The following is a 19,658-nucleotide window of genomic DNA, read 5'->3' on the forward strand; positions in this document are numbered from 1 at the left end:
CTACCCCCGCTGCTCCCTTGCTTACTGCTTATCGACCAGCTCCGCCGCCGAGTCGTCCGCGAAGCCGGATTCGGCCACATCCGCGACCGTCGGATCGTAGGTCGCTTTGACCGCCCGGCGGAAGACGTCGATGAGGTCGTCGGGGGCGATGTCGCCGAGGTAGTACTCGCGGACTTCGGCGCGGACCTCGGCGAGGGAGTCGGTCACGAGGAGCTCGTCGAGGACCGCCTCGATGTTCCCCGAGCCGGTCTCAAGCAGGTAGGCGGCGCGAGCCAGCGGGAACTCCTCCAGGTAGTCGCCGCCGAATCCCCGCGGGTCGGTCATGGCCAGCGGGCGACCGCAGTAGAGCCAGTCCGAGGCGGTTCCGCTGATGTCGGAGATCGCGACGTCGGCGGCGTTGATGCAGTCGGTGAGAGAGGATTCGGTCTCTGCGCGGGGCCCCCACCAATGGTCGCGTCCAGTGGCGGCCGCGTCTGCCGCGATCAGCTCCTTGAGTTGGTCGGCCAGCTCCTGGTAGGCGCGGTTCGAAGCGGTGTAAGGATGGGTCCGGAAGATGATCCGCACGTCGCGGCGCAGCACCGCCTCCACGACCCGACGGGCCTCGTTGAGCGAGGAGTAGTCGACGTCGCTGTTCAGTCCAGCCCAGGTCGGGGTGTACAGGACGGTGGGGAGTTCGGACTCTTCGCGGACGCGAGGGCCGACTTGGATCTGGTGGAGTTGCGGGCGCCCTATCTTGCGGAACTTGTAGTTCGGGATGTCGACGCCGTGGCGGTGGTAGCGGTCGATGCCGGCCTGTCCGGCGACGAAGACCCGGTCGTACATCTGCGAGACGGGGCTGCGGCTGATGGCCTTGTCGGAGTCACCGTGCATGAGCTGGACATGGGTGTACTGGTCGAGCTTGACCAGCTGCGCATTCTTGACCGCGTGGTTGGAGTAGAAGCAGGCGCCGACGCTCTCGGGCAGCAGGCGGTCGAGCACGGACTGGGCGGGAACCAGGACGATCGGGGCGGTGGTCGCCTCGGCGACGCCGGCCATGAGATAGCGTTCGCGGACGATGACGATATAGGGATCGCCGACCAGGTCGAAGTAGGGCAACCACATCCGTATCTGGTATTCGGAGCGCCGCGCGCCGGCGAAGTGGATGACGAAGCGGGGTTCGAGGCGCGTGATGGCCTCGGCCACGGCAGCGTCAATTGGGTGTGCGTCGACACGGCGACTGAGCGCGTTGGCCAGTACAACCGAGCCGGTCCACAGCAGTGCGGCCACAGTGAGGACGAGGACGACCGGGTCGGCCGCTCCAACGGCGGGCCAGATGCCGGCGATGGCGGCCAGCCCATAGGCGGCGATGAGCGAGTTCATGATCGCGGCGATCACCGGCGGGGTCTTCAACCGCTCCCGCCAGCTCCGCCTCACGTCGAGATTGATCGTCTCGAGGAAACGGACGTCGAGGGCGCGCTTGACGACATCGGCGTAGATCAGATAGAAGACAATGAGGAGTCCTGCGACGAGCAGCGGCCACCGATCGACACCGGAGTCGTCCCATGCGGCGACGAGGATGGCGAGGGCGGCGAGGATGCGGGCCATGCGCATCCCTGCGACCGCATGGCGGTCGCGCCAGAGGACCATGCCGAAGACGGCTACAGCGAATACGAACGCGGGCAACGGCGAACGCATGGCCACCGCGACCGTCATGGCGGCGAGTGCCAGCAAGTTCATCCTGGAGGCCCAGGATGTGAGGACGCTCTTCATTTGCGGTTGCGACTCCCTTGACAAGTTCCAGCAGATCAGGGCAGATCGAGCACTGTGTTCCGGGGTTCTCGAATATCACCGAGCGGCACGGTGGTGTGCGCATCGGTCACTGAGAAGTCTTATCCGAACCGCTGGTTGGCGCTCTGCAAGTCCTCCGCGAAGTCGATCTCGATGACATTGTGAGCCGAGATGTCGATCGCCTCGAAACGCAGACCGTCCTTCTCGATCGCCGTCTCGATACCGGCCTCGAAATAATCCTGCTCACCGACCTCCTCCAGCCGCCTGGCCAAGGTGGCACGATCCTCGGAGGACACGTAATTGATACCGACCGCCTCCCCCAACGCCCCCTCGGCCACCTGCTTCGAAAGCCGACTGATGTAACCATCGGCACCGAGGGTGTACTTGACCTCTTCCTCGGCGACCGACGCGGTGTTCACCGAGATGAACGACCGGTCCATCGCGATATGCGGCAGCAGCGCGTCCAACACCTGCGGATCGAACACCACATCGCCGTTGAGCCACAGCACACCGCCCGGACCCAGAATGTTCAACGCCTTCAACAGGCTCTTGGAGGTGTTCGTGTCCCCGTACGCCTGGTTGTAAATGAAACCGACGTCGGGCACCTCCTCCATGATCATCTCCTTCTTGAAACCGACCACCAGATGCAGCGAATGACGACTGAAACGCGAAGTGAGCAGCCGCAACGACCGCCCCAAAATCGTCTCGCCCGTACTCAGCGGCGTCAACGGCTTCGGATGCGGCCTACCCAGCCGGGAACCCACACCAGCCGCCAGGATGACAATATTCGTGGACAACCGAAGACCCCCACCATTAGTTTGCTTATTCGACCATATTGGCCCGTTAACGCCTGGTTTCCCTGAGCGTATCACCGAGACACCCTCTCGTAACCCGAGGCTTCCTAATGTGCATCCCACCACGAGCCGGCATGCGCCGCTCCGCGAGCGTTGCATTTGGTGACCTAGGACGGCCGGAGTCAGGCTCGTGGCCGCTCCCGAAGCCGCTCGAACAGCGCCAGGTGTCGGCCGATCACCTGTTCGGGCTCGTAGCGCTTCGCGGTCGCCAGTCCGCCTTCGGCCAGCTTGCGGCGCAGGTGCGGGTCGTCCATGAGCCGACTCAGCGCCTCGCTGAGCGGCTCGGGCTTCTTGGCGGGGACCAGAAGGCCGTTGACCTCGTCGTCGACGATCTCGAGCGGGCCGTGCCTGACCGCGGAGGAGATGACCGGCATCCCGGCGGCCATGGCCTCGACGAGCACCAGTCCGAAAGCCTCGTAGTGGGAGGTCACCACCGCGATCGAGGCCTTGCGCCACTCGTCGTCGAGCGGCGACACCGGGCCCATGAGTTTGATACGGGCGCGCAGTCCGTACTCTCCGATGATCCGCTGGAGCTTTTTGCGTTCGGGCCCGCGGCCGTAGATCCGCACGCGCCAGTCCGGATAGCGATCGGCGATCTCACCGAACGCGTCGATCAGCGTGTTGAAGCCTTTCATGCTGGTCAGTCGCCCCGCTGTCATGATCACCGGCTCGGTCAGCGGCGAGGGGTCGCCCGAAGGGGCGGGAACGGAGTTCGGGATGGCCTCTATGACGGGCCCGGATTCGCCGAGAGCTTCTCTGTAGGAGTCGGCGTCGCTCTCGGTGACGGTGACCAGCGCGTTCAAGCGGTGGTAGCCGGAGACGATGCGCCGGCGTACGGCCGGCTTGTAGTTGTCGAGGAACAGGTGCTCCTGGCCCACCACGATGGTGTCCGGCCGGGCGTACTTGACGGCGTAGAGGTTGAGCGTCACCTGGGTGGTGACGAGGATGTCGGTGTCGACTTCGCGGAAGAACCGCTTGACTCGGTGGTCGAGCAGCGCGGAGGACTCCTTCATGTTGTTCACGCTGTCGGCGTCCAGATACGACGGCCTCCGTGCCCGGAGCCGGTCGGCCAGCGACAGCTGCTCGCCGCCCTGGTCGGGATCCCGGACGTCCCAAAGGGCTTCCACGGTGATCCGCGGGTCGATGGGGAAGTCGGGGGTCTCCTTGTTTCGGACACAGGACATCAGGGTCACGTCGTGGCCCCGTTCGGCCAGCGCTTCCGCGGTGTTGATGGTGGTCCTGATGGTTCCGCCGATGCCCCAGACGTTGCGGACGAGAAATGTAATTCGCATGGAGAGAAGTCCATTCTCAGTTGGGTTTCCCGGAAGCCTGACTCGAGCCGTACTCGAACTACCCAAATACAGGCGCTGCTACACGACGCCGTAGAACAGTTATTCGGTTGCCCGTCTCGTACCGAGATCACACGCGGCTTCCGAATGAAGAATGTTCTGGTTCGACGGGCACACTAGCCTTCGGGCGCCCGCGTGCAGCGTGGGCTCGATGGGTAGTGACGGCCGTCCCGGAGACGGCTGCGGCTGTCGTCCGGGTCGGTCGGTCCCAAGACTCACGACGAGGGCTCGGACCCGCGCGAAACCCTGGACTGGTGTGCGGGTCAGCCTCGAACCCACATCGAGGACTGGGGTCAGGTCGGCGAGCTCGGGCGAACGTGCGGGTCAGTCGCCGCTCTTCGGGGCCCGCTTCGCGGCCTTCTTGGCGGTCTTCTTCGCCGTGGACTTCTTGGCGGTGGACTTCTTGGCCGTGGTCTTCTTCGCCGCCTTCTTGGCCGACTTCTTGGCGGCGGCTTTCTTGGCGGTCTTCTTCGCCGCCTTCTTCGCGGTCTTCTTGACCCCGCCGCCGGCGGCGACCTTCTCGCGGCGCTCGGCCAGCAGCTCGGCGGCGCGGTCGATGGTCATCGCCTCGACCGTGTCGGTCCGCCGGATGCTGGCGTTGGTCTCGCCGTCGGTCACGTAGGGGCCGAAGCGGCCGTCCTTGAGGGTGACCTCCTTGCCGGTGACCGGGTCGGTGCCCAGTTCCTTCAGGAGGGTCCGGGCCCGCTGCCGGCCGCGCTGCTTGGGCTGGGCCAGGAGTTTCTCGGCCTCTTCGAGAGTCAGCGTGAACAGCTGCTCCTCGTTCTCCAGGGACCGGTAGTCGCGCTTCTTGACCACGTAGGGGCCGTGCGGGCCCAGACCGGTGCGGATCTCCTCGCCTCCGGCGTCGCGGCCGACCAGGCGCGGCAGAGTGAGGAGCTTGACGGCGTCATCGAGGGTGATCTCGGAGAGCTTCTGGCCGCTCAGCAGCGAGGACGATTTCTCGCCGGAGGTCACGTACGGCCCGTAGCGGCCGGTCTTGGCGTAGACCGGCTCCCCGGTCTCGGGATGCGTGCCGAGTTCGCCTTCGCCGGCGCCGAGTTCGTAGAGCTCCTCGACCTTCTCGGGGGTCAGCTCGTCGGGGGCGAGCGATTCGGGGATCGAGGTGCGCTCGCCGTTCTCGCCGGCCTCGGCCTGCTCGGGCGAGGTGCGTTCGAGGTAGGGCCCGTACCGGCCGACGCGGACGACGACCTTGCGGTTCTCTGAGTCGGTGTAGAGCGGGATGGAGTTGACCCCGCGCGCGTCGATCCGGCCGAGTTCCTCTTCGACCATGCGGCGCAGGCCGCCGGAGGCCGCGACGGTGCCTTCCTTGTCGTCGCCGCCGAAGTAGAACTTGCGGAGGAAGTCGAGCCGCTGCTCGCCGCCGGCGGCGATCCCGTCGAGCTCGTTCTCCATGCCGGCGGTGAAGTCGTAGTCGACCAGGCGCGGGAAGTGCTGCTCCATCAGGCCGACCACGGCGAACGCCAGGAAGGAGGGGATGAGGGCCTGGCCGCGTTTGAACACGTAGCCGCGGTCCTGGACGGTCTGCATGATCGAGGCGTACGTCGACGGGCGGCCGATGCCGCGCTCTTCGAGGGCCTTGACGAGGCTGGCTTCGGTGTAGCGGGCCGGCGGCTGGGTGGTGTGTCCGGCGGCGTCCAGACCGCGCTCGCCCAGGTGCTGGCGTTCGGTGAGCTCGGGGAGGCGCTTCTCGGCGTCGTCGGCGTCGCCTTCTTCGATGGACTCGACGTAGGCGAGCAGGAAGCCGGGGTTGGTGATGGTCTTGCCGGTGGCCGCGAAGTCGGCCTCTTCTCCGGCGGTGGAGACGGCGCGGGAGCGCACCGAGGTCGAGTTCCCGGTGGCGTCGACCATCTGGCAGGCGAGGGTGCGCCGCCAGATGAGCTCGTAGAGCCGGTGCTCTTCGGCGCTCAGCGCGCTCTTGAGCTGGTCCGGGGTCCTGAACTGGTCGCCGGCGGGGCGGATCGCCTCGTGGGCCTCCTGGGCGTTCTTGACCTTGCGGGCGTAGCGCCTCGGCTCGGGCGAGACGTACCGTTCGCCGTAGAGCTGCGCGGCCTGGGTGCGGGCGGCGCGGACGGCGGTGTCGGACAGGTTCGTCGAGTCGGTGCGCATATAGGTGATGTGGCCGTTCTCATACAGTCGCTGCGCGACTCGCATGGTCTGGGCGCTGGACAGGCGCAGTTTCCGTCCGGCCTCCTGCTGGAGCGTGGAGGTGATGAACGGCGCGTAGGGGCGCCTGCGGTAGGGCTTCTTGTCGACCTTGACGACGGTGAAGTCGCGGCCGCGGAGGCGGTCGGCCAGGCCGCGGGCGCCGGCCTCGTCGAGGTGGACGACGTTGCCTTTCACTTTGCCGGTGGCCGAGTCGAAGTCCTTGCCTCCGGCGACGCGGTCGCCGTCGACGGCCACGAGGTTGGCTTTGAAGACCTGCTCGTCGTCGGTGGCCAGGCGGGCGGTGATGTCCCAGTAGTCGGCCGAGCGGAAGGCCATGCGGGCCCGTTCGCGTTCGACGACGATGCGGGTGGCCACGGACTGGACGCGCCCGGCCGACAGCCGCGGCATGACCTTCTTCCACAGCACGGGACTGACCTCGTAGCCGTAGAGGCGGTCGAGGATCCGGCGGGCCTCCTGGGCGTCGACGAGGTCCTGGTTGAGCTCGCGGGGGTTGGCCACGGCGTCGGCGATGGCCTGGGGGGTGATCTCGTGGAAGACCATGCGCTTGACCGGGATCTTGGGCTTGAGCGCCTCGAGCAGGTGCCAGGCGATGGCCTCGCCTTCGCGGTCTTCATCGGTGGCGAGGTAGAGCTCGTCGGCTTCGGCCAGGTACGCCTTGAGTTTCTTGACGTGGTCTTTGCGGTCGGGGTTGACGATGTAGAGCGGGGCGAAGTCGTTGTCGACGTCGACGCCGAGGCGGGACCAGGGCTTGTCCTTGTGCTGTTTGGGGATCTCCTTGGCGCTGCGGGGCAGGTCGCGGATGTGCCCGAGCGAGGAGTCGACGATGTAGCCGGCACCGAGATAAGAGGAGATCGTCTTGGCCTTCGCCGGGGACTCGACGATGACCAGGCGCTTGAGGTCGGCCACGGCTCCCACCACTCCACTCATTTCGATACGGGAATTCTGCACTCGATTCGTTACCGTAGCTCACGCTTGACCGGACCGTCCCCTGAGTATGGCCGCGGCCCGCGCCTTCCCGAGCGCCGTCCCCTGTCCGGGTAAGGCCGCGCCCCGGCCGTCGAACCGATCCAACCGGCGGCTCGACGGCCGGGGCGCGCTGCGGGTTCGTCCGGAACGGCTAGCCGACCTTCACGGCTTCACGCTGGTCCGGGCTCTTGTCTTCCCCCGCCTCCACCACCGCGGAGCGGCGCTTGGAGAGCAGGATGGCGCCGACCAGCACCAGCACGGCGGCGCCGGCGATGCTCCAGCGCATGAGGCCGTTGGCGTCGTCGCCGACGGTGGCCACGACCACGGCGGGGGCGATGATGAGGCTGACGAGGTTCATGACCTTGAGCAGCGGGTTGATCGCCGGCCCGGCGGTGTCCTTGAACGGGTCGCCGACGGTGTCCCCGATGACCGCCGCGGCGTGGGCCTCGGAGCCCTTGCCGCCGTGGTTGCCGTCCTCGACGTCCTTCTTGGCGTTGTCCCAGGCGCCGCCCGAGTTCGCCAGGAGGATCGCCATGAGCACGCCGGTGGCGATGGCGCCGGCGAGGTAGGCCGCGAGCGGGCCGACGCCGAGGCCGAAGCCGACCGCGACCGGTGCGAGCACCGCCAGCAGTCCGGGCGTGGCCAGTTCGCGCTGCGCGTCGCGGGTGCAGATGTCGACCACGCGGCCGTATTCGGGGCGCTGCTCGCCGGTCATGATGCCCGGGAAGCGTGCGAACTGGTCGCGCACCTCCTGGACCACGGCCCCGGCGGAGCGGGCGACGGCGTTGATCGCCAGCCCGGCGAACAGGAAGACGACCGAAGCGCCGATGATGAAGCCGACGATGTTGGCCGGGTCGGCGATGCTCAGCGCCTCGAACAGCGCGTTGCCCGCGAGGCCCTCGGAGGCGACCGCGTCGGTGTAGGAGCCGAACAGGGCCGTGGCGGCCAGGACGGCGGTGGCGATCGCGATGCCCTTGGTGATGGCCTTGGTGGTGTTGCCGACCGCGTCGAGGTCGGTGAGCGTCTGGGCGGCCTCGCCGCTGACGTCGCCGCTCATCTCCGCGATGCCCTGGGCGTTGTCGCTGATGGGACCGAAGGTGTCCATCGCGACGATGACGCCGACGGTGGTCAGCAGACCGCAGCCGGCCAGCGCGACGGCGAACAGGCTCACCAGGAGGTTGCCGCCGCCGAGCAGGTAGGCGCCCATGACCGCGCCGCCGATGAGCAGCGCCGAGTAGACGGCCGATTCGAGGCCCAGCGAGAAACCCGACAGGATGTTGGTGGCCGCGCCGGTGCGGGTCGAGGCCGAGACGGTGCGGGTGGGCTTGTAGCGGGTGTCGGTGAAGTAGCCGGTGAGCGTCATGATGGCCGCGGCCAGCGCGATGCCGATGATGACGGCGACGATGGCCAGGCCCTGCGGGTTCACCGGGATGTCGCCGGAGTCGATGCCGGTGCCGAGCGCGGCCCAGTCGGCCGGGACGTAGGCGAGGACGGCGACGGTGGTGAGGACGCCGGATACGGCCGCCGAGATGTAGAAGGCGCGGTTGATTGCGGTCAGGCCGGAGGCGTCGGAGGCGCGCATGCGGGTGATGATGACGCCGATGATGGCGCAGACGATGCCGACCGAGGCGACGATGAGCGGCAGGACCAGGCCGGTCTCGCCGAAGGCGGCGCGGCCGAGGATGAGGCTGGCGACCAGGACCACGGCGTAGGACTCGAACAGGTCGGCGGCCATGCCGGCGCAGTCGCCCACGTTGTCGCCGACGTTGTCGGCGATGGTGGCGGGGTTGCGCGGGTCGTCTTCGGGGATGCCTTGTTCGACCTTGCCGACCAGGTCGGCGCCGACGTCGGCGGCTTTGGTGAAGATGCCGCCGCCGACGCGCATGAACATGGCGAGCAGGGCGGCGCCGAAGCCGAAGCCTTCGAGGACGATGGGGGCGTCGCCGCGGTAGAAGAACACGACGATGGCGGCGCCGAGCAGGCCGAGGCCGACGGTGAGGAAGCCGACCACGCCGCCGGTGCGGAAGGCCAGGTGCATCGCGCCGACCGGTTCGCCGTCGCGCGCGGCGGAGGCGACGCGGACGTTGGCGCGGGTGGCCAGGCCCATGCCGGCCCAGCCGATGAAGGCGCTGAATCCGGCGCCGACGACGAAGAAGAGGCTGCGTCCGATGCGGACGTCGTTGCCCGCGTCGCCGACCGGCAGCAGGAACAGGAGCACCACGGCGATGACGACGAAGACGCCCAGGGTGCGGAACTGGCGGCGCAGGTATGCCGAAGCGCCTTCCTGGACGGCGCCGGCGATCTCGCGCATCTTGTCGGTGCCGGTCCCGGCTCCGAGGATGTTCTTGACGAGCGCGGCGGCACCCCCCAGTGCGACGAGCGCGAGCGCGGCGGCCAGGACCACGAGGCTCAGGTTGGAGCCGCTTAGCTGGCCTACGTCCCCGTCGCCATTGGCGAGCAACGTGTGCATGTCGATCCTCCAGATACTGCTGCGCGCGGCGCGCGTTCGGATGGCATAAAACACCGCTCGCGCGGGGCACGGGCGGTGGTGGGTGCGCGTCAGCCTCGCCGATCGCGGAGCGACGTCATTTCGGCACGGCGGACGCGTCTGGCATAACGTGCGGAGTGTAACGATGTGAGCTCAATACGAGTGTGGTCGGTCGCGCGCGCCGCTGAGCGCGTTTCGGGCTCAGTGGTCGGCCGACTGGCCGCGGCCGGGCAGGGGCCAGCTCATGGCGACGGTGGTGCCGTGTTCGCCGTCGGGTCCGGTCACTACCAGGTCTTCCACCAGTCCGCCGAGGACGATGAGGGTGATCTCCTCGGAGAGGGTGTCCTCCTCGATCGTGTCATGATCGTTCGCTCGCGATTCGCCTCGGTAGTGGGAGGGCGCGAGACGGCTCTCGGACTGCGCGCGCAGGTCTCGCGCGTTGTCGGTGATTTTCGCAACGAAACGATCACCGATCGAAAACTCTATGCGCACAAGATCATCGATGTCACTGTCGCGATGCCTGAGGACCGCTCGCGTGCAGGCTTCGCCGACGGCCTGCCGCACCTCGTCGAGGAGCCCGGTCGCGACCCCGGCGTGGGAGGCGACGTCGGCGGCCACGAGCCGGGCGGCGCGGACGTAGGCGGCGGCGGGCGTGAACGCGAACCGCAGCGTCACCGGGTCACGGCGGGGGTCGTGCTTCGAGGCGTTCACTCGCTGGGCACCGCTTCCCGGACATCGAGCACCTTGTCCAGTCCGGTCAGGTCGAGCAGCTTGCGAATGCGGGCATTGGCGCAGACCACCACCAGCGCCCCGCCCGCGTCGGTCAGGCGGCGCCGGGCGCCGATGAGCACGCCCAGACCCGTCGAGTCACAGAACTCGGTGGGCGTCAAATCGATGGCGACCCGCATCCGGCCCTCGGCGGACAGCTGCCTTACCGCCTCGCGCAGCTTCGGCGCGGTGTACATGTCGATCTCACCGCTCACCGAGATGACCGCGTAGGCGCCGACCGTGGACAGGCTGAGCCCCAGATCGGGCTCGGGCGCCCCGTCACTGGATGATCCCCTCACGCGCACTCCCCAAGGAATCGATGTGTCCTGGCCCATAAGCGTACTTCGTCCGTGGTGGAACCGTGACGGTAGCGCCACTCCGATCCCGGACCGCGAGCACGCGGAGAGCCGTCAGTGGTCACTGGGTTCCCCGACCGCACGGGACCGAGCGTCGGGCCGCTGCGGCATCATTGGTCACGTGCCGTCCGACCAGCTGCTGAGCGCTCTGAGCGCCGACAACGAAGGCCTGCGCCACCTGCGGCGTCTGGCGCCGCGGCCGGCGGTGGGCAGCCCATGGCCCGAATGGGTGCCCGACGAGGTGCGTCAGGCCGTCGCCGACCAGGGCATCGTGCGGCTGTGGCCGCACCAGGCCGAAGCGGCCACACACGCCTTCGAAGGGCACGACGTGGTGGTGGCGACCGGCACGGCCTCCGGCAAGAGCCTGGCGTACCTGCTGCCGATCCTGGCCGAGGCCGCCGGAGGCGGCGACGGCCGCACCCTCTACCTCGCCCCCACCAAGGCGCTGGCGGCCGACCAGGCGCGAGCGGTCGGCGAATTCGACGTGACCGGCCTGATCCCCGCCATCGTCGACGGCGACACCCCGTACGCGCACCGCCAGTGGGCCCAGCGGTTCGCGAACCTCGTGTTCTCCAACCCCGACCTCGTCCACCACTCCCTGCTGCCCCGACACCGCGCGTGGCGCTCGCTGCTGAAGAACCTGAAATACGTGGTGGTCGACGAATGCCACATCTACCGGGGCGTGTTCGGCGCCCACGTGGCCCTGACCCTGCGCCGGCTGCTGCGACTGGCCGAGCACTACGGGGCCTCGCCCACGGTCGTCGCCGCCAGCGCGACGGCCGCCGACCCCGCCGGATCCCTCACGACGCTGACCGGCAGGCCCGCCGTCGCGGTCTCCGCAGACTCGTCGCCGTCGCCGGGAGCGCAGGTGGCGCTGTGGGAGCCCGAGACCTTCGAGATCGAGGGAGAACCGCAGAAGGCCTCCACATTGAGCGAGACGGCCCGGATGCTGGCGCAGCTGGTGCAGCGAGGCGTTCGGACGCTCGCGTTCGTGCCCTCGCGGCGAGGCGCCGAGATCGTCGCCGCCGAGGCGAAGTCGCGGCTGGGCGCGGACCCGGCCGCCGACCGCATCGCGGCCTACCGCGCCGGGTACCTGCGCGAGCACCGGCGCGAGCTCGAGGACGACCTGCGCTACGGCAGGCTGCTGGGCGTGGCGACCACGAACGCGCTGGAGCTGGGCATCGACGTCACCGGGCTCGAGGCGGTCCTGCTGTGTGGCTACCCGGGCCGGCTGGCCTCGTTCTGGCAGCAGATCGGGCGGGCCGGGCGCGGCGAGAGCGAGGCGCTGGCGATCATGCTGGCCAAGGACGATCCCCTGGACACCTATCTGGTGCATCATCCGGAGGCGATCTTCGACCGGCCGGTCGAGGCGAGCGTGTGCGACCCGTCGAATCCGTACGTGCTGTCCGGGCATCTGTGCCTGGCCGCGGAGGAGCTGCCACTGCGGGAGTCGGACCTGGAGGCGATCCCGGGGAGTCGAACGGTCGTCGAGGACCTGTGCGAGCGCAGGCTGCTGCGGCGCCGGCCGGGCGGACGCTACTACTGGGTGGGTTCGGAGCGGCCGCAGGTGAGCCTGCGCGGGTCGGGCCCGATGGCCGTGGACATCGCCGAGACGAGCACCGGGCGGCTCATCGGCACGATCGACACCGCGGCGGCGCACCGCATCGTCCATCGCGGGGCGCTGTACCTGCATCAGGGTGAGTCGTATCTGGTCGACGAGCTGGATCTGGAGGACGGGCTGGCGCTGGTCCACGCCGCGAAGCCGCCGTGGACGACCAGCGCGCAGGAGATCACGCACCTGGAGATCCTCGCGACCCGGGAGAGCCGCAGGATGGGCGAGGTGACGCTGTGTCTGGGGGAGGTGGAGGTGACCTCGAACGTCATCTCGTATCAGAAGCGGCGCATGCCTTCGGGCGAGGTGATCGACACGCAGGCGCTCGATCTGCCGCCGCAGACGCTGCGGACCGTGGCGGTGTGGTGGACGGCCGAACCGGAAACGCTGGTGGGCGTGAGCGACCTGCCGGGGGCGCTGCACGCGGCCGAGCACGCCTCGATCGGATTGCTGCCGCTGGTGGCGACGTGCGACCGGTGGGACATCGGCGGGCTGTCCACGGCCGCGCATCCGGATACGGAGCTGCCTACGGTGTTCGTCTACGACGGCCACCCCGGCGGGGCCGGGTTCGCCGAGCAGGCGTTCCGGAAGTGGACCGACTGGCTGGGCGCGACGAGAGAAGCGATCGCCTCGTGCGAATGCAAGACCGGGTGCCCCAGCTGCATTCAATCGCCGAAGTGCGGCAACGGCAACGAGCCGCTGCACAAGGCCGACGCGGTCGCCGTGCTGGACACGGTCCTGAAGGCCGACGGCGAGGACGCCGAAGTGGTGGTCCACTCCCCCGCCCCCGCAACGGGAACCGGAGCGGACTCCGAACCGCGAGCCGAACGGCAAGAGGACCTCTGGCCCGGGGATTTCTGAACCCGTACCAGCGCACGCCGCTGAGAGTCGATCAACAAAGACGGAGGAGGCTTGCGATGCGGTATCGCGCCATCGCGGAAGCGGCGCCGGAAGGCGGCTGACTCGTCGCGATCCCCCGATGCGAAAGGGGCCGTGACGCAGGGTGAAGACCGGCCGGAAGTCGAGCACATGGCGCGGGACCTCCTCGCGACGGTCTTCGAGGTGCCGATCGAGTCCGTCGAGGTCGATCTCACCGAAGTCGACGCCGGGGGCGTCGACGCGGTCGCCCACGCCTGGCATGCCGAGACGCCGGCAGCCCGAGTTACCCGGCGACTCGTTCGAGGCGGGCCGACAGGTGCGGGCTCAGCGGGTGGCCTTCGGCGGCCATCTCCACCGCGTACATCAGGGCGCCTTCGACGATCCCGTAGAGGCGCTTGGCCGCGGTGACCTCCTTGGCCTTCGGGCTGCGGACCACCGCGTCGGTGGCCAGCTCGATCCTGGCGCCGTCGACGTGCCCGTAGTAGAGGTCGAGAACCCCGGTGGGGTGGGCCAGCAGCAGCTCCACCTCTGGCTTCTTAGGGTCGCCGCCTTCGATGACGCGCCACCAGCCCGACTCCTGGGCGGCCGGGCGGATCGGCTTGCCGTCGGGTTCGATGATCCACGACCGCGCCTCGTAGCGCAGGAACGGCCGCCCGTCGTGGGTGAAGGCGACCTCCTGGGCGTACATGAAGTCCTCGCTGTCGGGATAGCCGCCCTGGCCGCGACCGCGCCAGCGGCCGACCAGCGGCAGCAGCGGCACCAGGTCGTCGTGCAGGCTCGGGCCCTGCCGCAGGTCGGCGGTCTCCTCGAACGGGTAGGGCTCGACCGCCTCGAAAGTCGATGCGAACTCCGCGGGCTGCTCTTCGCTCATCGGTTCCTCCCCGTTCGTATAGTCCAGTAGCCGAATGCCCCCGCCATCGCGCCGGCGGCGATGACGAGCACGGCCGTCAGTGCCGTCTCCACGGCGACCACTTTACGTCCGGCTCTCGTCGATTCGTTTTCGCGATGGCAAGATGTTCTCCATGACTACACCTGGACCCTTCGACAGCTGGCTCTCGGACATGGACGGCGTGCTCGTCCACGAGGGGGTCCCCGTGCCGGGGGCCAACAAACTCATCGAGAAGCTCCAGACGGCGGGGAAGCGGTTCCTCGTGCTGACCAACAACTCGATCTATACCCCGCGCGATCTGCATATGCGGCTGAAGAACTCGGGGCTGACCGTTCCGGTGGAGTCGATCTACACCTCGGCGATGGCGACCGCCGACTTCCTGCACTCCCAGCGCCCCGAGGGCTCGGCGTACGTCATCGGCGAGGCGGGCCTGACGACGGCGCTGCACGAGATCGGTTACGTGCTCACCGACTACCGGCCCGACTACGTGGTGCTCGGCGAGACCCGGCGCTACGACTTCGGCGCGATCACCACCGCGGTGCGGCTCATCAAGGCCGGGTCCAGGTTCATCTGCACCAACCCGGACGCCACCGGCCCGTCGCTGGAGGGCATCCTGCCGGCGGCCGGCGCGGTCGCGGCGATGATCTCCGAGGCGACCGGCTCCGACCCGTACTTCGTGGGCAAGCCGAACCCGCTGATGATGCGGAACGCACTGCGCCGCATCGAAGCCCACTCGGAGTCGACGGTCATGATCGGCGACCGCATGGACACCGACGTGCTCTCCGGCCTCGGGGCGGGCCTGGAGACGGTCCTGGTTCTGTCGGGGGTCACTGACAGTATGGAGGAAGTGGAGAAATACCCCTTCCGCCCCAACCATGTGAAGAATTCGGTGGCGGACCTGGTCGATTGGATCGAATGAGGAGCCGATATGCCTCCCGGCAGCACCCCGGCCTCTACGGCGCGCCAGCGCCGGGAAGCTGACGAGTTCGTGCCCGCACCCCGCCCGCGCCGGGGCCCTGAAAGCGCAGGGCCTCAGGGGAACTCCGATGATCGCCCGCGCCGGGCGCCGCGCGAGCCGGAGCTGAAGCTCACCGGTCTCGAGCAGCGGATTCTGGAGTTCGAGGCGCGCTGGTGGCGCGCTTCGGGCGCGAAGACCCAGGCGATCGCCGATGAGCTCGAGCTCTCGCCCGAGCAGTACTACCAGCATCTGGCGCGGCTGATCGACCACCCGGAGGCCGCCTCGGAACAGCCCGCGGTCATCCGCCGGCTGCGCGAGGCCAGGGAGCGACGCCGGGAGCGTTGACTCAGCGCCGCAGGCGCTCGCTGACCGCGAACCAGATCGCGCCGGCGGCGAAGACGGCCAGGCCGCCGAGCGTCGCGGCGGCCGGGAGGCTCGCGGCGATGAGCAGGCAGCCGGCCAATCCGATCCACGGCAGTGGGGCTCTGGGGTTCAGTGTGGCCGCCGAGGCGTTGGCGACGGCGTAGTAGACCAGGACGCAGAAGCTGGAGAAGCCGATCGCGTCGGCGAGGTCGAAGGTCGCGACGATGACGAGGACGATGACTCCGGCGGTGGCCTCTGCGGCCCACGGCACTCCGTAGCGTCGGGAGACCGCCGCCAGGCCGGACGGCAGGCGCCGGTCGCGGGCCATGGCCATGGCGGTGCGGCCGATGCCGGCCAACAGGCTCAACAGGACTCCGGCGACGGCGATGCCGGCGCCGACGGCGACCAGCGGCTCGAGCGCCGGGGCGCTGGCGGCGGCCAGTTCGGCCAGCGGCGCGGTGCTCCCGGCGAGGGTTCCGGGGCCGAGCACGATCAATGCGGTGAAGGCGACCATCGCGTACACCACCAGGGTGATGGCCAGGGCGATCGGGATCGCCCTCGGTATCGTCCATTCGGGACGCTTGACCTCTTCGCCGAGGGTGGCGATGCGGGCGTAGCCGGCGAAGGCGAAGAAGATGAATCCGGCGGCGGTGAGCACGCCCCAGGGGCGGGCGCCGTCGAGGTCCTGCACCGCCACCGGGCCGGTCAGTCCGGCGACGACGACCGCCGAGAGGACGGCGATGGTGATCGCGGCGAAGCCCGCCGAAGCGAATGCGGTCTTCTTGACGCCGAGGAGGTTGACCGCGCAGAAGGCCACCACCGCGGCCATGCCGAGGACGCGGGGATGGTCGGGTACGAGGTAGTGGCCGAGGGTCAGGGCCATCGCGGCGGCCGAAGCGGTCTTGCCGACCAGGAATCCCCAGCCGGCGGCGAAACCGGCGGTCGGGTGGAGGCGCTCGGTGCCGTAGACGTAGGCGCCGCCGGCGCGCGGGTGGACGGCGGCCAGGCGGGCGGAGGCTCGGGCGTTGCAGTAGGCGATGAATCCGGCGATGACGAGAGCGGTGAGCAGCGCCGGCGTGCTGCCGGCGGCTGCGGCGGCGGGGCCCCAGACCGAGAAGACCCCGGCGCCGAGCATGGACGCCAGGCCGATGACTATCGCGGAGGGCAGCCCGAGTCGGCGCCGAAGGGGCTCGAGTGGGCGGTTTCGGGGCGACTGTGCGGGCATGTCCTAAAGATATCGCTTCTCTGGTTCGAGCCAGCGCGGCAGTTCGACTGTGCCCCAGCGGATGCGTTGGACGATTCTCAGAATGAGCACGCCGATGAAGATGCCCGCCGGGGTGTCGCTGAACCAGTGGTAGCCGAGGTAGGTGGTCGAGAAGGTCACGATCACCGGGGGTGCGAACACCATCAGGTGCCGCAGCCACGGCCGGATGGCGGCGCCGACGAGCAGGATGATGAACCCGTACCAGACGATCGTGTTGAGCACGTGGCCTGAGGGATAGGCGTGGTCCGGTTCGAGGGCGGTGAAGATCGTGGCCTGGGAGGCGTCCGCGTAGGGCGGGTCGCCGCGTTCGGGCCAGTAGGGGTAGACGCGGGGGGTGAGCAGGTATTTGAAGATCAGGACCGATCCGGCCATGAAGTAGGTCGCCAGGAAGGCCACGAGTGGTCTGACGGTGCGGGCCCGCCAGGCGATGAGCGCGGCGAGGCCGAGGGCGATGCCGCCGAGGGCGCCGCCTTGGCCGAGTCTGTTGGCCTGGTCGACCAGGTCGAAGGCCCAGTCGGGGCGGTGGGCGCCGAAGAAGTCGCGGAGTCGGATGTCGAGGTGGACGACGGGACTCGGCCAGGTCAGCGGGACGGTCCACAGGACGAACGCCACGGCCATGGCGATCTCGAGCCCCCACGAGCGCGGCTGTTTGACCAGGAACGGCTTCCAGTCGCTCTTGGGGGCTCGAGTATGACGTTGGTCCATGACGGTCACGGCCGTAAGCCTAGCGACATCAGAAAACGCCGCCAATCTGATACGGGCCGGCGATCGCGGTGAAATACCGGACCGTTATCGGCCCGGCAGGCACTTGCCGGCCGGCGGTGTCGACCTGCTGACCGCTCCTACAGGTCCGCGACGTCCGCCTGCTTCGCGCGCACGGCTTCGGCGGCTTCCTTGAGGTTGGCGAGCTCGGTGTCGGTGAGCGGGGTCTCGACGACCTCCTTGACGCCTTCGGCACCGATGCGGGCGTTGACGCCCAGGTAGACGCCTTCGATGCCGTACTGGCCGTCGACCCAGGCGCAGACGGGCATGACCGCGCCGGAGTCCTCGGCGACGGCCTTGGCCATGCGCGCCGCGGCGGCCGACGGGGCGTAGTAGGCCGAGCCGGTCTTGAGCAGGGCCACGATCTCGGCGCCGCCCTTGCGGGTCTTGGTGACGAGCTCGTCGATCTTCTCGGCCGGGAGCAGATCCGCCAGCGGCTTGCCGTCGACCGAGGACTGGCTGGGCACGGGCACCATGGTGTCGCCGTGGGAGCCGAGGGTGAGAGTGGTGACCGAGCCGACCGCGACGTCGAGCTCTTCGGCGACGAAATTGGTGAAGCGGGCGGTGTCGAGCATGCCGGCCTGGCCCAGGACGCGGTGCCTGGGGAGGCCGGAGGCGAGCTGGGCGAGCGCGGTCATCTCGTCGAGCGGGTTCGAGACGACGATGATGACGGCGTTCGGGGACTTGGCGACGAGGTTCTCGGTGACGCCGCGGACGATCTTCGCGTTGACCTCGAGCAGGTCCATGCGGCTCATGCCCGGCTTGCGGGGCAGCCCGGCGGTGATGATGATGATGTCGGAGTCCGCGGTGGGCTCGTAGCCGCCGCCGTCGTTGTCGGTGGTGGTTCCGACGACCTTGGTCTCGAAGCCCTCGATGGAGCGGGACTGGTTCATGTCGAGCGCCAGGCCCTCGGGCTTGCCCTCGACGATGTCGGTGAGGACGACCTGGTCGAAGATGTCGTACTCGGCGAGACGCTGAGCGGTGGTGGAGCCGTAGAACCCGGCGCCTACGACCGTGACTTTCTTACCCATCGAATGCTCCTCTGCATTTTAGGAATACACCCATCACGCTATGACTCCCGTCATGAAGTGGTCACTCGGCCCCGTGGACTCGTGGCCCCCGCCTCCCCTCTTGACGTGGTTCTAGCGGGAAGTCTGCGCGAACGTCTCGCCAATTGGACTGTAGTTGACAAGTCCTACTAGATAAGTGGAGTATAGGTGCTTCGCAGGAAGACAGGAGACTCCCGCAGTGCTGACCACCATGATCTTGTCGGGCCTGGCCGGGTTCGTGGCCCAGCTGGTCAACGGCAGCCTCGGCATGGGCTACGGGACCATCACCATGACCTTCCTGCTCGGCCTGGGCTTCGCCCCGGCCGTCGCCTCGGCGTCGGTCAACGTCGCGACCGCCGCCAGCGACCTGGTCAGCGGCTACTCGCACTGGCGGCTCGGCAACGTCCACTGGCCCACGGCCCTGAAACTCGGCATCCCCGGCGCGGTCGGCGGCTTCGCCGGCGCCTGGGCGCTGGCGTCGATGACCCTCGACGCGGCCACACCGGTGACCAGCACCATCCTCGTAGCGCTCGGCATCGTCATCGTCTGGCGGTTCGCCAAGGGCCGCACCGTCGACCACGCCGAACCCGCGAAACGGCCCCGCACGGCCCTGGCGCCCCCGACCGGCCTGGTCGCCGGCTTCCTGAACGCCGTCGGCGGCGGCGGCTGGGGCCCGGTCACGATGCCGGTCATGCTCACCACGTCACGGCTGGCCCCGCATCAGGTCGTCGGCTCGGTCTCGGCCGCCGAGTTCCCGGCCGCCGTCGCGGCCGTGATCGGCTTCTGGATCGTCCTGCCGCAAGGGCTGACGGTGCTGTGGCCGCTGGTCGCCGGCATGGCGGTCGGCGGCATGATCGCCGCCCCCGCCGCGGCCTGGCTGACCCGCAAGATCCCCACCGTCAAGCTCGGGACCACCATCGGCATGGTCGTCATCGCCCTGAACCTGAAGAACCTCGTCACCGAGTTCGGCCTCGCCTGGCCGCTGGTCACGGCGCTGTACCTGGCGCTCGCCGGCGTATGGGTCGTGGTCCTGGTCGGCGGCAGGCCCTCCAAGCCGTCCACCGCCGAAGCCTGACCTGGACGGCGATTACGCCCCCGCGACCGCGGGTACCTGCCCGGATACCGACGACTTCCGGAGCGGGTGAGG

The 19,658-nt window shown here is 68.8% G+C and carries 15 protein-coding genes; 4 read left to right on the forward strand and 11 right to left on the reverse strand.

Annotation, left to right across the window (positions count from 1 at the left end; all coding sequences use genetic code 11):
- Positions 1 to 21 precede the first annotated feature (21 nt).
- The 7 genes from ACYVL2_RS11820 to ACYVL2_RS11850 all read right to left on the reverse strand — a co-directional run bounded on the left by ACYVL2_RS11820 (position 22) and on the right by ACYVL2_RS11850 (position 10,678).
- On the reverse strand, positions 22 to 1,716 hold the full coding sequence (locus tag ACYVL2_RS11820) for a CDP-glycerol glycerophosphotransferase family protein (protein WP_460543468.1): 1,695 nt from the start codon (positions 1,714 to 1,716) through the stop codon (positions 22 to 24).
- 152 nt (positions 1,717 to 1,868) lie between these two features.
- Complete coding sequence (locus tag ACYVL2_RS11825; protein WP_460543464.1) at positions 1,869 to 2,564, reverse strand: phosphocholine cytidylyltransferase family protein; 696 nt, start codon at positions 2,562 to 2,564, stop codon at positions 1,869 to 1,871.
- A 179-nt stretch (positions 2,565 to 2,743) separates the two neighbouring features.
- Positions 2,744 to 3,913, reverse strand: coding sequence for a glycosyltransferase family 4 protein (locus ACYVL2_RS11830; protein ID WP_460543470.1), 1,170 nt, complete (start codon positions 3,911 to 3,913; stop codon positions 2,744 to 2,746).
- A 381-nt stretch (positions 3,914 to 4,294) separates the two neighbouring features.
- Positions 4,295 to 7,084, reverse strand: coding sequence for a type I DNA topoisomerase (gene topA, locus ACYVL2_RS11835; protein WP_460543472.1), 2,790 nt, complete (start codon positions 7,082 to 7,084; stop codon positions 4,295 to 4,297).
- A 190-nt stretch (positions 7,085 to 7,274) separates the two neighbouring features.
- Positions 7,275 to 9,593, reverse strand: coding sequence for a proton/sodium-translocating pyrophosphatase (locus tag ACYVL2_RS11840; RefSeq protein ID WP_460543474.1), 2,319 nt, complete (start codon positions 9,591 to 9,593; stop codon positions 7,275 to 7,277).
- A 219-nt stretch (positions 9,594 to 9,812) separates the two neighbouring features.
- A complete protein-coding gene (locus tag ACYVL2_RS11845) occupies positions 9,813 to 10,322 on the reverse strand; it encodes an ATP-binding protein (RefSeq protein WP_460543476.1) in 510 nt (169 codons plus the stop codon).
- Positions 10,319 to 10,678, reverse strand: a complete 360-nt coding sequence (locus ACYVL2_RS11850; protein WP_460543478.1) for an STAS domain-containing protein — start codon at positions 10,676 to 10,678, stop codon at positions 10,319 to 10,321. The genes ACYVL2_RS11845 and ACYVL2_RS11850 overlap by 4 nt, the downstream gene beginning before the upstream one ends.
- A 169-nt stretch (positions 10,679 to 10,847) precedes the next feature.
- Here ACYVL2_RS11850 and ACYVL2_RS11855 point away from each other — a divergent pair, with 169 nt between their 5' ends.
- On the forward strand, positions 10,848 to 13,208 hold the full coding sequence (locus tag ACYVL2_RS11855) for a DEAD/DEAH box helicase (RefSeq protein WP_460543603.1): 2,361 nt from the start codon (positions 10,848 to 10,850) through the stop codon (positions 13,206 to 13,208).
- Between the two features lie 301 nt (positions 13,209 to 13,509).
- Here ACYVL2_RS11855 and ACYVL2_RS11860 read toward each other — a convergent pair whose 3' ends face one another.
- On the reverse strand, positions 13,510 to 14,097 hold the full coding sequence (locus tag ACYVL2_RS11860) for a heme-binding beta-barrel domain-containing protein (protein ID WP_460543480.1): 588 nt from the start codon (positions 14,095 to 14,097) through the stop codon (positions 13,510 to 13,512).
- 151 nt (positions 14,098 to 14,248) lie between these two features.
- Between ACYVL2_RS11860 and ACYVL2_RS11865 the strand changes: the two genes are divergently transcribed.
- Both ACYVL2_RS11865 and ACYVL2_RS11870 read left to right on the forward strand, forming a co-directional pair.
- A complete protein-coding gene (locus tag ACYVL2_RS11865) occupies positions 14,249 to 15,034 on the forward strand; it encodes an HAD-IIA family hydrolase (protein ID WP_460543482.1) in 786 nt (261 codons plus the stop codon).
- Positions 15,035 to 15,043: 9 nt separating this feature from the next.
- Entirely contained in the window at positions 15,044 to 15,418 is a 375-nt protein-coding gene (locus ACYVL2_RS11870) for a DUF3263 domain-containing protein (protein WP_460543484.1), read from the forward strand.
- Position 15,419: 1 nt separating this feature from the next.
- Here the strand turns inward: ACYVL2_RS11870 and ACYVL2_RS11875 are convergent, their stop codons facing one another.
- The 3 genes from ACYVL2_RS11875 to mdh all read right to left on the reverse strand — a co-directional run bounded on the left by ACYVL2_RS11875 (position 15,420) and on the right by mdh (position 18,493).
- Entirely contained in the window at positions 15,420 to 16,661 is a 1,242-nt protein-coding gene (locus ACYVL2_RS11875; RefSeq protein WP_460543486.1) for an APC family permease, read from the reverse strand.
- 3 nt (positions 16,662 to 16,664) lie between these two features.
- On the reverse strand, positions 16,665 to 17,405 hold the full coding sequence (locus ACYVL2_RS11880) for a phosphatase PAP2 family protein (RefSeq protein WP_460543605.1): 741 nt from the start codon (positions 17,403 to 17,405) through the stop codon (positions 16,665 to 16,667).
- 137 nt (positions 17,406 to 17,542) lie between these two features.
- Positions 17,543 to 18,493 (reverse strand): malate dehydrogenase, encoded by a 951-nt coding sequence (mdh, locus tag ACYVL2_RS11885; RefSeq protein WP_460543488.1) that lies wholly within the window; start codon positions 18,491 to 18,493, stop codon positions 17,543 to 17,545.
- Between the two features lie 217 nt (positions 18,494 to 18,710).
- On the opposite strand from mdh, the gene ACYVL2_RS11890 reads away from it, so the two are divergent.
- Positions 18,711 to 19,586: a sulfite exporter TauE/SafE family protein gene (locus ACYVL2_RS11890; protein WP_460543490.1), complete on the forward strand. Its 876-nt coding sequence runs from the start codon at positions 18,711 to 18,713 to the stop codon at positions 19,584 to 19,586.
- Positions 19,587 to 19,658: the final 72 nt, after the last annotated feature.

Source organism: Glycomyces halotolerans (genome assembly GCF_054779575.1).